Genomic DNA, 12,873 nt, shown 5'->3' on the forward strand with positions numbered 1-12,873 from the left:
CACTCAGCTTGGCCGCATCCGTCGCCTGGGGCGAGTTGCGGCACGACCCCGCCCGGGCCGCGCTGCTCGGCGTACGGCTGCTGCCGGGGCGGGCGCGGCGCGGGCTGCGGCCCGTGGAGAAGCGGCTCGCCGCCCGGGCCCGTACGGCCGGGCCCACCGCCGCCCCGTCCGCCGCCCGGGTGCCGGCGCCCCCCGGGCGGGCGGTGCGGCCGGAGCCCGGCCGGGTGCTTCATCTGGTCACCAACGGGCTGCCGTTCAAGCACGCCGGCTACACCGTGCGTACCCAGGCCCTCGCCGAGGCCCAGCGGGCCGCCGGGCTGGACCCGCACGTCGTGACCCGGATCGGGTTCCCGGTGGCGCAGGGCGTCCTGGACGCCCGCCCGTCGCAGGTCGTGAACGGGGTGCCGCAGCACCGGCTGCTGCCGTACGGGCTGCCCTACGGCCAGGGCGCGGTCCTGGCCCGCAACGCCGAGCTGGCCGGGCGCCTGGTGGAGCGGCTGCGCCCGGCCGTGCTGCACGCGGCCACCGACCACGGCAACGGGCGGGTGGCGCTGGCCCTGCGGGAGACCTACCGGCTGCCGGTCGTCTACGAGGTGCGGGGCTTCCTGGAGGAGACCTGGCTGACCCAGGCGCCCGGCCGTAGTGCGGACGACCCGTCGTACCGGGCCCGGCGCGCCCTGGAGACGTACTGCATGCGCGGGGCCGACCTGGTGCTGACGCTGGGCGCGGCGATGAAGGCCGAGATCGCGGGCCGCGGGGTGCCCGAGGAGCGGGTCCTGATCGTGCCCAACGCGGTGGACGACGCCTTCCTCGCCCCGCCGCCGGACGGGGCACAGCTGCGCGCCCGGCTCGGCATCGCGGCGGACGACTTCGTGGTGGGCACCGTGAGCAGCCTTACTCCACACGAGGGAATCGGCACATTGCTCCATGCGGGTGCCGAACTCCGCCGCCGGGGGGTCCCGCTGCGGCTGCTGATCGTCGGTGACGGGCCGGAGCGCGGCAGCCTCGAGGCACTGGCCGCACGGCTCGGTCTCGGCGCCGGCGCCGCCCTGTTCACCGGTCGCGTGCCGCACCGCCAAGTGCGCGCCTACCACGCTGTTCTGGACGTCTTCGCGGTGCCGCGCACCGACGAACGGGTCTGCCATCTGGTCACCCCGCTCAAGCCGGTCGAAGCGATGGCGAGCGGTCTTCCCGTGGCGGCCAGTGATGTCACAGCCCTGCGAGAACTGGTGCAAGACGAAGTGAACGGGCGGCTGATCCCGCCCGAATCTCCGCAGGCTTGGGCAGAAGCTCTCGAAGTATTGCTCTACAGTCGAAATCGGCGGCATGAATGGGGAGCATCCGCCCGCGCGCTGGTGGCGCGTGAACGCACCTGGAAAAGGGTCGCTGCCACGACCCGAGAGGCGTACCGCGCTCTTGGATGTGTCTGAGACCCCGCGCCCGGAACCGCTCACCGTCCGGGCTCTTCGGATCCGAACGGCGTCTGCCGTTGCTGCCGTCGAGGGCGGAGTGAATCCCTATGCAGGTCGAAAAGGCCGTACCGCTCGGGGAATCGAGCGCATCGCTCGGGGATGAGGAACAGACCGACAGTTACGAACTGGCCGTCATCGGGCTCGGCTACGTGGGGCTCCCGCTCGCGCGGGAGGCGTCACTGGTCGGCCTGAGAGTGGCCGGGCTCGACCTCGACCCGCGGGTCGTGGAGGGCCTCAACGCCGGCCATTCCCATGTCGACGACGTCTCCGACGAGGACGTCGCGCGGATGCGGGCGGCCGGGTTCACCGCGTACACCGACGACAAGTGGCTGGCCCGGGCGCAGACCGTCGTGATCTGCGTGCCGACCCCGCTCAGCGAGGACGGCGGCCCCGATCTGAGCGCGGTGACCTCCGCCGCACGGGCGGTGGCGGGCCGGCTGCGTCCCGGGCGGCTCGTCGTCCTGGAGTCGACCACCTATCCCGGCACCACCGAGGAGATCGTCCGACCCATCCTGGAGGAGTCGGGGCTACGGGCCGGCGAGGACTTCGCGCTGGCCTTCTCACCGGAGCGCATCGACCCCGGCAACGCCACCCACGGGCTGCGCGAGACACCCAAGGTGGTCGGCGGCTGCACGCCGGCGTGCGCGGCGAAGGCCGCCGCCTTCTACGGCAAGCTCGTCGACACGGTCGTGCAGGCGAAGGGCACCCGCGAGGCCGAGATGGCCAAGCTCCTGGAGAACACCTACCGGCACGTCAACATCGCTCTGGTCAACGAACTGGCGATCCTTTGCCGCGAGTTGCAGGTCGACGTGTGGGACGCGATCCGCTGCGCGGGTACCAAGCCGTTCGGGTTCCAGCCCTTCCGGCCGAGCGCCGGGGTGGGCGGGCACTGCATCCCGATCGACCCCAACTACCTCTCCTACAAAGTGCGTTCGCTCGGCTACGAGTTCCGCTTCGTGGAACTCGCCCGGGAGATCAACGCGCACATGCCGGAGTACGTCGTGCGGCGCGCCCAGGACCTGCTCAACCACGAGGGCCGCGCGCTGCACGGCTCCCGGGTGCTGCTCCTCGGCGTCACCTACAAGCCGGACGTCGCCGACCAGCGTGAGGCGCCGGCGGTGCCGGTGGCCCGGCTGCTGCGGGAGCGGGAGGCCGAGATCGCCTTCCACGACCCGTTCGTTCCGGCCTGGTTCGTGGACGGGCAGGCCGTGCCACGCGTCGCCGACGTCATGGCCGCGGTGCGCTCGCACGACCTGACGATCCTGCTCCAGGACCACTCCGCGTACGATCTGCCGGCCCTCGGCGACGAGGCCCGCCTGCTCTTCGACACCCGGGGGCGGATCTTCCGGCCCGGCGTCGAGGTGCTGTAGCCGACCTCTGTAGCAACTCCCTTTCCGTGGCTCGGAGTCGAAGGGCTCCGAGCCACGGAGTCGAAAGGCGCCCAGATGCGGATACTCGTCGTCACCGTCGTCCACCACCCCGAGGACGCGCGCATCCTGCACCGGCAGATCACCGCGCTGCGGGACCGCGGGCACCACGTCGTCTACGCGGCGCCGTTCTCGGCCCGCGAGGTGCGGCCCCGCCCCGACCTCGAAGGCATCGACCTGCCCCGGGCCGCGGGCCGCAGCCGCCGCGCGGCCGTCGGCGCGGCCCGGACCCTGCTGGCCCGACGCGGCCACGAGGCGGATCTGATCCTGCTCCACGACCCGGAACTGCTGCTGGCCCTGCCCGGCACCCTGCGCCGCTGGCGGCGGTCCGGCACCGGTCCGGTGGTCGTCTGGGACGTGCACGAGGACACCGCGGCCGCGCTCGCCATGAAGCGCTGGGTGCCGAGAGCGCTGCGGCCACCGCTGCGGCTCGGTGTCCGCGCGGCGGAACGGCTGGCGGAGCGCCATCTGCGGCTGCTGCTCGCCGAGGACGCCTACCAGGAGCGGTTCCGCCGCAGCCATCCCGTGGTGCCGAACTTCACCACCGCCCCGATCGCGGCACCGGAACCGCCGGGCACCGAACGGGTCGTCTACGTCGGCCACCTGTCACGGGCGCGCGGCGCGCTGGACCTGATAGCGACGGCCCGGCACCTGGGCCCCGGCCTGCGCGTCGAGGTGGCCGGCGCGGCCGACCCCGACGTCCGGGACGCGCTCACGGCCGCCGACCGGGACGGCGTCCTGCGCTGGCACGGATTCCTGCCCAACGACCGGGCCCTCGCCCTGTTCCCGGGCGCCCTGGCCGGTCTCTCCCTCCTGCACGACCAGCCCAACTACCGCCATTCCCGGCCCACCAAGGTCGTCGAGTACATGGCCCACGGGGTCCCCGTCATCACCACGCCCACTCCGCTGGCCGCGGACATGGTCGAGCGGCACGGCTGCGGAATCGTCGTCCCGTACGAGGATCCGCGAGCGGCGGCGGAGGCGATCCGCAGGCTGAGCACCGACGCGATCCTGCGTCACACCGCGGCCCAGCGCGGCCGCGAGGCGGCCCTCACCCACTTCAACTGGCCCGACAAGGCGGCCGAGTTCACACAGTGGCTGGAGAGCTGGGTGCGGGAGCAGAGCGGTGCTAGGCGCGCGGGTGACGCGGCTCGTACAAGGCGACCTCGCCTCCGCCCGGCAACCGGAAGCCCGTCACCCGGCCCCAGGCCGCGATCTGGACGGGTCGGCTGAACTCCACTCCCTTGCCCGTGAGTTCCGCGACCGTCTCGTCCAGGTCGTCGCACATCAGCATCAGTTCGTGCGACGGCTCGCCGTCGGCCGGGTGGCACGCGACCTCGGCCGGCGGCAGCCGGAAGATCAGCCAGCCGTGTCCGGCGTCGACGTGCGGCCAGCCCAGCACGTCCCCCAGGAAGGTCCGGTCCGCCTCGGCGTCGCGGGTGTAGATCACCACATGTGCACCATTGATCACGCGCGGAGGCTAGCAGAGCCCCAGCCGGTGTCCGCCGGATCCGCGGCCCCGCCACCCCGGCGGTCAGGCGCGCGGCATGCCGTATGCCCGCTCCACGCGCAGCCGCAGCACCAGCCGGCGGTCGCGGACCATGGCGGCGCGGTAGTCGTCCCAGTCGGGGTGCTCGCCGCGGACGTCGCGGTAGAGGCGGACGAGTTCCTCGACGGTCGCGTCGTACGGGTCCTCGGCCACCGGCGACAGCTCGGCGATGCCCTCGGCGACCGTGTAGGCCCAGCGGTCCGGGCTGGTGACGTGGTAGGAGGCGCGGGGGTCGCGGCGCAGGTTGCGGGTCTTGGCGCGGCCGTCGGTGACCGACACCCGCACGGTCCGCTCGTCGGGGTAGTAGGCGTGGTTGACGTTGGACAGCTGGGGCCGTCCGTCGCTCTTGAGGGTGACCAGCACCCCGTCGTGTCCTTCGCCGAGCAGCTTCAGCAGAGCGTCCTGGGTCATGTCAGGCGCAACCGCACCCCGGCGGCACGCATTCCCGCCTCCGCTTCCCCGCCCCTCCCGCACGGCTCCCGGCCCTCCCGCACGGCTCCCGGCCCTCGCACGCCGGGGCCGCACCGAGCCGGCCGCGCGCGGAGAGTGGCCGCCCTGCCACGGCGGGTCGCGCCGGGCGCGCGATTCGCCGCGCCGATCCCGGTGTGCCCGGAGTCGGCGGGGCACATCGCGGGCATGTGACGAACTGATGAGCCGACACGACCTGCCGCACGACTCCGGCCTCCGGGCCGCGGTCGCGTCGTACGGCGGGTTCGGGCCGGCAGGCGCGGGGATCCGGCACCGGAAGGGTGGCGGTGACGCGTCCGCTTCCCGGTGTCTCCGCTATAGCGTCCGTCACACCACACGTGGATGAGCGGGACCGTTCCCCTCTTCCTGCGCGACGATGAGGTCCGAGGTCGGACCGCACCGCGGACGACACGACCCAAGGAGAGCGATGGCACAGCTGCGACAGGAAGTCGACCCCGGTGAGGTGGGGCTGGACGTGAAGGCGCTCGACCGCCTCGACCAGCACTTCGCCCACTACGTCGACGAAGGGCGGCTGCCCGGTTACCTGGTGGCCGTGGCACGCGGCGGCCGGGTCGCCCACCTCACCGCCCAGGGCCACCGCGACCGCGCGGCCGGGCTGCCGGTCGAGGCGGACACCATCTGGCGGATCTACTCCATGACCAAGCCGGTCACCGCGGTCGCCGTGCTGCTGCTCGTGGAGGACGGGCTGCTGTCGCTGGACGACCCGGTCGACCGCTTCCTGCCGGAGTTCGCCGCCCCGCGGGTCCACGTCTCCGGTTCGGGCGAGGACATGGTGACCCGGCCGGCCGACGGCCCGATCCGGATCCGCCATCTGCTCACCCACACCGCCGGGTTGACCTTCGCCTTCTACCACACGCACCCCGTGGACGCCTGCTACCGCGAGGCGGGCCTGGAGTTCTCGGTGCCCTCGGGCGCGGACCTCGCCGAGGCGATGGCGGTGTACGCCCGGATGCCGCTCCAGTTCGAGCCGGGCACCCAGTGGAACTACTCCGTCGGCTTCAACGTGCTCAGCCGGGTCGTCGAGGTGGTCTCCGGGCAGCGGCTCGACGAGTTCTTCGCGGGCCGGATCTTCCGTCCGCTCGGCATGCCGGACGCGGGCCTGCACATCGTGCCCGAACAGGCCGACCGGCTCTCCGAGTTGTACGGCGAGACGGACGGCGGCATCGAGGCGATCCCCGGGCTGCCGTTGCGCGGCCGCCCCCGTTTCCTGTCCGGCAGCGGCGGCATGGCGGCCACGGCGTACGACTACCACCGATTCATGGAGATGCTGCGCCGGGGCGGCGAACTGGACGGCGTCCGGCTCCTGTCCCCCGCATCGGTCGGGCTGCTCTCCAGCAACCATCTGCCCGGTGGGGCCGACCTGCGCACCTACGGCGCCCCGGTCCACCAGGAGCCCGGCAACGACGGGCTCGGCTTCGGGCTCGGCGTCTCCGTGGTGATCGACCCGGACCGTACCCTCTCCCCGAGCAGCCCCGGCGCCTACGGCTGGACCGGCGCCGCCACCACCGCGTTCTGGGTCGACCCCACCCACGACCTGACCGTGCAGTTCCACACCCAGCTCCGGCCGAAGACCCTGAAGGTCTTCCCGGACCTGCGCCGGCTGGTGCACGAGGCGATCCAGGACTGAGCGTCCCTCACACGAGGTTCGACTCCGGGCGTGGGGCGTCGGCCGCGAACCGGCCTGCGCCGAGCGGGCGGACGTCCAGGAAGGGCGCGCGGCCCAGGTACAGGTCGCGCACCACCTCGCCGACCGCCGGCGCCTGGAGGAAGCCGTGGCCGGAGAACCCGGTGGCGTAAAGGAACCGGGAGACCGCGGGCGCCTCGCCGATCAGGGCGTTGTGGTCGGGGGTGTTCTCGTACAGGCCCGCCCAGCCGCCGGTGCGGCGCAGGTCGAGCAGGGCCGGGGCCCGGCGTTCCATCGCCGCGTACAGGCGCGGTATCCACCGGTCGTGGGTGTCGGTGGCGAAGCCCGGCCGTTCGTCGGGGTCGGACATGCCGAGCAGCAGTCCCGGGCCCTCGGCGTGGAAGTACAGGCTGGTGGTGAAGTCGATCGTCATCGGGAGTGTCGGCGGCAGTCCCGGGACCGGCTCGGTGCTGATCAGCCGGGAGTGCGGCGCCTCCTTCGAGGTGAGCGTTCGGCCCGGCACGCCCAGGCGGCTCCGCGGCCGGACACCAACCTCGAAGGAGGCGACTTCCTCAGGTGGAGAGGAGGAAGAGTTGACGTCCTCTCCGGTCCATGAGGCAGGAGATTCCGGTCCGTACCGCTTCGCGATACCACCACGGGTTCCTGCTTCACGAGCCCTTGCCGGTCTCCGGGGGAGATCGGTCTTACATGAGCCTCCACAGGCGTCACTTTCCGCCCGCCCGGCGGTAGGTCCGTCAACTCCGTTGCCGGACAGCAGAAACCTAGCAGTAGTGCACCGCTCCGCCGAGCCGCGAACAGGGGAGGACGCCTTCCCTCACCCTGAAAGGTGAGATCCTGCCCGGCTGTTCGATGGCGGCGCGGTGCACCCCGATGTCGTACCCGGTCTCCTCGCCGAAGCGGGCGAAGGCCTCCAGGCTGCGCGCGCCCAGCTGGATGTTGAGCTCGTCGGAGAACTGGGCGCGCACCCCGCCCGCGGCCTTCGAGGTGGATCCGGCGGCGAGTTCGTCGCGTTCGACGAGGACGACGTCGCGGACGCCCGCTCTCGCGAGATGGCAGGCGATGCTGGTCCCCATCACCCCGCCGCCGATGATCACGACCTGGGCCCGAAGATTCACGCGTGTACCTCCTGTCGGTCTCCCCGATCCTTCCCCGGGAGGCCGCCCGGTACCTCAGGACCAGTGCGCCACCGCGTCCAGGTGGGGCAGCACGTGGTCGAGTCGCTCGCGCTTGGTCCGCAGGTAGGTGATGTTGTTCTCGCACGGCTCGATCAGCAGCGGGACCGTTTCGGCGACCTCGATGCCGTGCCGTACCAAGGACTCGCGCTTGCGCGGGTTGTTGGACATCAGGCGTACCGAACGCACCCCGAGGTCGCTCAGGATGCCGGCGGCGACGCCGTAGTCGCGGGCGTCGACGGGCAGTCCGAGCGCGAGGTTGGCCTCGACCGTGTCCAGGCCCTCGGCCTGCAGGGCCATCGCACGGAGCTTGGCGAGCAGGCCGATGCCGCGGCCCTCGTGGCCCCGCAGGTAGACGACGATGCCGCTGCCTTCGGTGACGACCGCGCGCAGTGCGGCGGCGAGCTGGTCGCCGCACTCGCAGTGCTGGGAGCCGAACGCGTCCCCGGTCAGGCACTCGGAGTGCAGCCGGGTCAGCACCCGGTCGCTGCCGATGTCCCCGTACACCAGGGCGACTTGCTCGTCACCGCGGTCGTGGTCCAGGTAGCCGATCGCCTGGAATTTCCCGTAGACGGTGGGCAGCGGTGCATTCACGACGCGTTCCACGCCCGAACGCCGTGGGGACTTCTTGCCGAGTACGCCGATGTTTTCTGTCATGATCTGATTCCTAAGCAGAGACGAAAGGCCGTGAAAAGATGAGTGGTTCGGGCGCGCGTACGGCGGCTTACGGCTTGTTGCCGGCGGACACTACGGAAGAGGTACGGACCAGGGGGGCGGGCGTTTCAACACAGGTCGCCGTCCTTCCCGTGGGGAGCTTCGAACAGCACGGCCCCTACCTTCCGCTCGCGACGGACACCCTCGTCGCCTGTGCCGTCGCCCGGGAGATCGCCGCCGCGTACCCGGTGCACCTCCTCCCGCCGGTGACGGTCTCCTGCTCGCACGAGCACGCGGCCTGGCCGGGGACCGTCAGCATCTCCGCGGTGACGCTGCACGCGGTGGTGAACGACATCGCCGACTCGCTGCGCCGCTCGGGCGTCGGGGCGCTGGTCGTGGTCAACGGCCACGGCGGCAACTACGTGCTGGGCAACGTCGTGCAGGAGGCGTCCGCGCGGGGCGAGGGGATGGCACTGTACCCGGCCGCGGAGGACTGGGAGGCAGCCCTGGAGCGCGCCGGGGTGGAGACCTCGGCGCTCACCGACATGCATGCCGGAGAAATCGAGACCTCCATTCTGCTGCATGCTCATCCCGAATTGGTCCGCCCTGGTCACGAGTCCGCCGATTTCACCGCTGACGACCGTCGTCATCTCCTCACCCTGGGAATGTCCGCCTATACCGAGTCGGGCGTCATCGGCCGTCCTTCCCTGGGGTCGGCGGAAAAGGGGAAGGAACTCCTGTCGAGCCTCGCGGATTCCTTCGGCGCGGTTTTCGAACTGCTCACCGCCGGGCGGGAGTAGCGCAGCCCCGCGTACCAGCGGACGGCCAGGACCACGAGACCCGGCAGGGCGGCCACGAAGCTGAGGACGCCGTAGACGACGGCGGTGGCGAGCCCGCTGTCCGCGCCGAGGCCGGCCGCGGCGAACGCCCAGGCGGTGACGCCCTCCCGCGGGCCCCAGCCGCCGACGTTCAGCGGCAGGCCCATCGCGACCAGCGCCAGGACCGCGATCGGCGTCAGCACCGCCACCGAGGCGGCGGAACCGGCGACCCGCGCGGCCACCACGAACATCCCGACGTGCCCGGCGAGGATGATCGCCGAGGACAGTGCGACGCCCGGCGCGTTCCGCCGCGACAGCAGCGCGCGGCGGGCCTCGCCGAGGGTGGCGCGCAGGGCACCGGCGCGCTTGCCCGGGGCCTTGTTCATGCGGACGGCGACCACGATCGCGCAGGCGCCGGCCAGCCCGGCCGCCGCCAGCGGGGCGAAGCTGCGCACCTCGTCGCGGACCGGCGAGGGCAGGATGAGCAGCGCGGCCGCGCCGAACACCGTCAACGCGATCTGTCCCGCGGCGCGTTCGAGGACGACGGCGCGGACCCCGCGCCCGATGTCGCCCTCGCTCTGCCCGTGCCGGACCGCCCGGTGCACGTCACCGAGCACCCCGCCGGGCAGGGCCGCGTTGAGGAACAGCGCCCGGTAGTAGTCGCCGACGGCGGGCCCGAGCGGCAGCCGGAGGCCGAGGCTGCGGGCCACCAACTGCCAGCGCCAGGCGCTCAGTACGGTGGTGACCGCGCCGACCGCCAGGCCGACGAGCAGGGTCGGGGCGTCGATCCGGCGCAGTCCGTCGAGGAAGACGCCGGTGCCGAGCCGCCACAGCAGCACGGCGATGATGGCGGCTCCGGCGACGGTGCCCAGGTGGGTGCGGACGGCGCGGAGGTCGAGCCGCCGGGGCACGGCGATCGGGGCGACGGGCGCGGTCCCGCGGACGAGGGTCGGAGTGCTCATGCGGTGCCTCCGGTCGGCCGGGCGAGCGCGAGCAGGTCACTGTGGTGCACGACGACCCGCAGTTCGCCGGCCGCGTTGGCGGCGAGCCGTTCGGCCAGGTAGGCGTCGGCACGGCCGGCCAGTTCGGGGCGCTCCTCGACGGCCGCGCCGACCCAGCCGCGCAGCCACTGCTCGGTGAGCGCCTTCTCGTCGGGGCCGAGCCGCCACGCGCTGGGGTGCACCTTCACGGTGGCACCCCGGTCGGCGAAGGCCTCGCAGGCGGCGGTGACGGCGTCCGGGCCGAGCAGTCCGCCGCGCCGCTGGTGGGCGTTGAACGCCTCGGTGAGTTCCGCGTCCAGCGGGTGGGCGGGGGTCAGTTCGACCCGCCCGGCGACCGAGAGGGTGAGCAGCGCGGGGCAGCCGGCCCCGGTGCAGGCCTCGGCGAGTGTGTCGACCTCCTCCCGGGTGAGGACGTCGAGGAGTGCGGACGCGGTCACCAGGGAGGCGCCGATCAGCGCGTCGGGGGTGAGCCGGGCGACGTCGCCGCGCCGGGTCTCGACGGTGACCCGGCTGCCGTCGGCCGCCGCGCGGGGCGAGGCGACGGCGGCGAAGTGCAGCAGGTAGGGGTCGCGGTCGTGCAGGATCCAGTGCTGGGGGCCGTCGAGGCGGGGCGCGAGCCAGCGGCCCATCGAGCCGGTGCCGCAGCCCAGGTCGTGCACGACGACCCCGCCCGCCTTGCCGGGCAGGTTGGCCAGCCGGATCCGCAGCGGGTCCAGCAGGTCGTGCGCCCGGGCGGCGGCGTCCGCGCTCTCCCGCAGCTCCAGCCACTCGGGGGCGTACCGGGGCGGCTCCTCGGGCCCGGTCTCCCGCAGCCGTACGGTGGCCCGTTCGCCCGGACGGTCGACGGGACCGGCCCCGGCGATCACCTCGGAGGGCGCCTGTTCGCGTTCTCGTCCCATTCCCGCATCCGTAACATCCATCGGTCCCGGCTGCGCGGGTATCGCGCCGACCGGAGCAGTGGTCGTGGTTTCGCTGGTCATGCCGCCCTCCGGGGTTCGTCAGGGAGCCGCAGCAGGACTCCGGCGAGGCTGCGGGCGGTGGTCGCCCAGCCGTCGAGCGCCGCCCGCCGGCCGCGTGCGGCGGCCTTGAGGCGGCGGCGTACGTCCGCCTCGCCGAACCAGCCGCGCAGTTCGGCGGCGAGCGCGGCGGGGTCCTCCGGTGGCACGAGGATGCCGGGTACCCCGCCGTCGGGGGCGCGGCCGACCGCTTCCGGCAGGCCGCCGACGTCGGTGGCGAGCACCGGGATGCCACGGGCGAGGGCCTCGGTGACGGCCATGCCGTAGGTCTCGGCGTACGAGGTGAGGACCATCAGGTCGGCGGCCGCGTAACTGGCGTCCAGGTCGGCGCCGGCGCGCGGGCCGGCCAGGTGCAGCCGGTCCGTCAGCCCGTGTTCCGCGATCAGCGACCGCAGATGGGAGACGTATTCGGGAGCCGCGTCGAGACCGCCGACGCAGGTGCAGGTCCACGGCAGGTCCCGGACCGCCGCGAGCGCCTCGACGAGCCGGTGCTGGCCCTTGCGCGGGGTGACGGCGGCGACGCACAGCAGGTGCGAGACGCCGTCGGTGCCGGCGGCCAGCGGGGCGATGTCGGCGCCCGGGGCGGCCACGTGGACCCGCTCGGGGGCCAGGCCGTGGTGCGAGACCAGCCGTCGTACGGCCCAGTCGCTGGTCGCGATCACGGCCGGCACGGCGCGCAGCACCGTGCGTTCGCGGGCGTCCAGGTCGGCGGCCACGGCCGCGTCGAGCCCGGTCTCGGCGCCGAGCGGGAGGTGCACGAGGACGGCGAGCCGCAGCCGCTCCGTCTCCGGTACGACGATGTCCGGGACCCCGCAGGCCACCAGGCCGTCCAGCAGCACGACCGTGCCGTCGGGCAGCTCCCGCAGGGTGCGGGCGAGGGTGTCGCGGGCGGCGGTGTCGGGGCGCGGCCAGGAGCCGGGCACGGCGTGTCTGGTGACCTGCCAGCCGAAGCCGGGCAGATCCAGGCAGAGCCGCCGGTCGTAGGCGTTGCCCCCGCTCGGGTTGGCCGGGTCGTCGACACCGCCCGGCATGACGAAGTGCACGGTGCGCAGGGACATGGGGAGGATCCCGATGTTCGCCGGGGCGTTGCTGTCGGTGGTGGCCGCGCGCTGCGCGGGCACGAAGGTGAGGGCCGGTTTGTGGCCGACGGTCATGTCGGTCACAGGGCACGCTCGTAACTCGCCCAGGCGACGTGCGACTCGTGGAGGGTGACGGTCAGCCCGGCGAGGCCCCGGGCGCCCTCCCCGAGTGCGCCCTTCTCGATGCGCTCGGCGAGCCGGTCGGCGATGACCTTCGCGAGGAACTCGGTGGAGGTGTTGATCCCGGCGAAGTCGGGCTCGTTGTCCAGGTTTCTGTAGTTCAGCTCGCTGACCACGGCGCCGAGTTCCTGGGTGGCAAGACCGATGTCGACGACTATGTTGTCGTCGTCCAGCTGTTCGCGGCGGAAGGTGGCGTCCACCAGGAACGTTGCGCCGTGCAGGCGCTGCGCGGGCCCGAACACCTCGCCGCGGAAGCTGTGGGCGATCATGATGTGATCGCGGACGGTGATGCTGAACAACGGACGACCCTCCAGGTGCGGCGCGTCTGGTCCCCCGGCTGATCCCTGCCGGGGGATGCCCTTAATACGGCT

The 12,873-nt window shown here is 73.0% G+C and carries 11 protein-coding genes and 3 pseudogenes; 5 read left to right on the forward strand and 9 right to left on the reverse strand.

Annotated elements, in window-relative coordinates:
• Positions 1-8: 8 nt before the first annotated feature.
• The 3 genes from JF597_RS14775 (at position 9) to JF597_RS14785 (ending at position 4,132) form a co-directional block, all read left to right on the forward strand.
• Positions 9-1,430, forward strand: a complete 1,422-nt coding sequence (locus JF597_RS14775) for a glycosyltransferase family 4 protein (RefSeq protein WP_293994233.1) — start codon at positions 9-11, stop codon at positions 1,428-1,430.
• Positions 1,431-1,519: 89 nt separating this feature from the next.
• Positions 1,520-2,842 (forward strand): nucleotide sugar dehydrogenase, encoded by a 1,323-nt coding sequence (locus JF597_RS14780; protein WP_293994235.1) that lies wholly within the window; start codon positions 1,520-1,522, stop codon positions 2,840-2,842.
• Between the two features lie 75 nt (positions 2,843-2,917).
• On the forward strand, positions 2,918-4,132 hold the full coding sequence (locus JF597_RS14785; RefSeq protein ID WP_293994237.1) for a glycosyltransferase: 1,215 nt from the start codon (positions 2,918-2,920) through the stop codon (positions 4,130-4,132).
• On the opposite strand, the gene JF597_RS14790 is transcribed toward JF597_RS14785, so the two are convergent.
• A complete protein-coding gene (locus JF597_RS14790) occupies positions 4,029-4,370 on the reverse strand; it encodes a VOC family protein (RefSeq protein ID WP_293994239.1) in 342 nt (113 codons plus the stop codon). The two genes, JF597_RS14785 and JF597_RS14790, sit on opposite strands and share 104 nt — an antisense overlap.
• Positions 4,371-4,433: 63 nt before the next feature.
• Positions 4,434-4,859 carry a PPOX class F420-dependent oxidoreductase gene (locus tag JF597_RS14795; protein ID WP_293994242.1) on the reverse strand — a complete coding sequence of 142 codons (426 nt, stop codon included), beginning with the start codon at positions 4,857-4,859 and terminating at the stop codon, positions 4,434-4,436.
• A 484-nt stretch (positions 4,860-5,343) separates the two neighbouring features.
• On the opposite strand from JF597_RS14795, the gene JF597_RS14800 reads away from it, so the two are divergent.
• Positions 5,344-6,564: a serine hydrolase domain-containing protein gene (locus JF597_RS14800; RefSeq protein WP_293994244.1), complete on the forward strand. Its 1,221-nt coding sequence runs from the start codon at positions 5,344-5,346 to the stop codon at positions 6,562-6,564.
• A gap of 7 nt (positions 6,565-6,571) precedes the next feature.
• Here JF597_RS14800 and JF597_RS14805 read toward each other — a convergent pair.
• The 3 genes and pseudogenes from JF597_RS14805 to ribA all read right to left on the reverse strand — a co-directional run.
• Positions 6,572-7,030 (reverse strand): annotated as a pseudogene (locus tag JF597_RS14805) (FAD-binding oxidoreductase); the annotation flags it as partial.
• Between the two features lie 409 nt (positions 7,031-7,439).
• Positions 7,440-7,697, reverse strand: a pseudogene (locus tag JF597_RS14810) (FAD-binding oxidoreductase); the annotation flags it as partial.
• A 54-nt stretch (positions 7,698-7,751) separates the two neighbouring features.
• Entirely contained in the window at positions 7,752-8,411 is a 660-nt protein-coding gene (gene ribA / locus JF597_RS14815; RefSeq protein ID WP_293994246.1) for a GTP cyclohydrolase II, read from the reverse strand.
• A gap of 38 nt (positions 8,412-8,449) precedes the next feature.
• Between ribA and JF597_RS14820 the strand changes: the two genes are divergently transcribed.
• Positions 8,450-9,208 (forward strand): creatininase family protein, encoded by a 759-nt coding sequence (locus JF597_RS14820; RefSeq protein ID WP_366916404.1) that lies wholly within the window; start codon positions 8,450-8,452, stop codon positions 9,206-9,208.
• Positions 9,209-9,306: 98 nt separating this feature from the next.
• On the opposite strand, the pseudogene JF597_RS14825 reads toward JF597_RS14820, so the two are convergent.
• The 4 genes and pseudogenes from JF597_RS14825 to JF597_RS14840 form a co-directional block, all read right to left on the reverse strand.
• A pseudogene (locus JF597_RS14825) lies at positions 9,307-10,188 on the reverse strand (lysylphosphatidylglycerol synthase transmembrane domain-containing protein); the annotation flags it as partial.
• Complete coding sequence (locus JF597_RS14830) at positions 10,185-11,126, reverse strand: SAM-dependent methyltransferase (protein ID WP_293994251.1); 942 nt, start codon at positions 11,124-11,126, stop codon at positions 10,185-10,187. The pseudogene JF597_RS14825 and the gene JF597_RS14830, both read right to left, overlap by 4 nt.
• A gap of 77 nt (positions 11,127-11,203) precedes the next feature.
• Complete coding sequence (locus tag JF597_RS14835) at positions 11,204-12,406, reverse strand: glycosyltransferase family 4 protein (RefSeq protein WP_293994253.1); 1,203 nt, start codon at positions 12,404-12,406, stop codon at positions 11,204-11,206.
• Complete coding sequence (locus JF597_RS14840; RefSeq protein ID WP_093497951.1) at positions 12,403-12,801, reverse strand: 6-carboxytetrahydropterin synthase; 399 nt, start codon at positions 12,799-12,801, stop codon at positions 12,403-12,405. The genes JF597_RS14835 and JF597_RS14840 overlap by 4 nt, the downstream gene beginning before the upstream one ends.
• Positions 12,802-12,873: the final 72 nt, after the last annotated feature.

This window comes from Streptomyces sp. (assembly GCF_019510245.1).
In the GTDB taxonomy this organism is placed as follows: domain Bacteria; phylum Actinomycetota; class Actinomycetes; order Streptomycetales; family Streptomycetaceae; genus Streptomyces.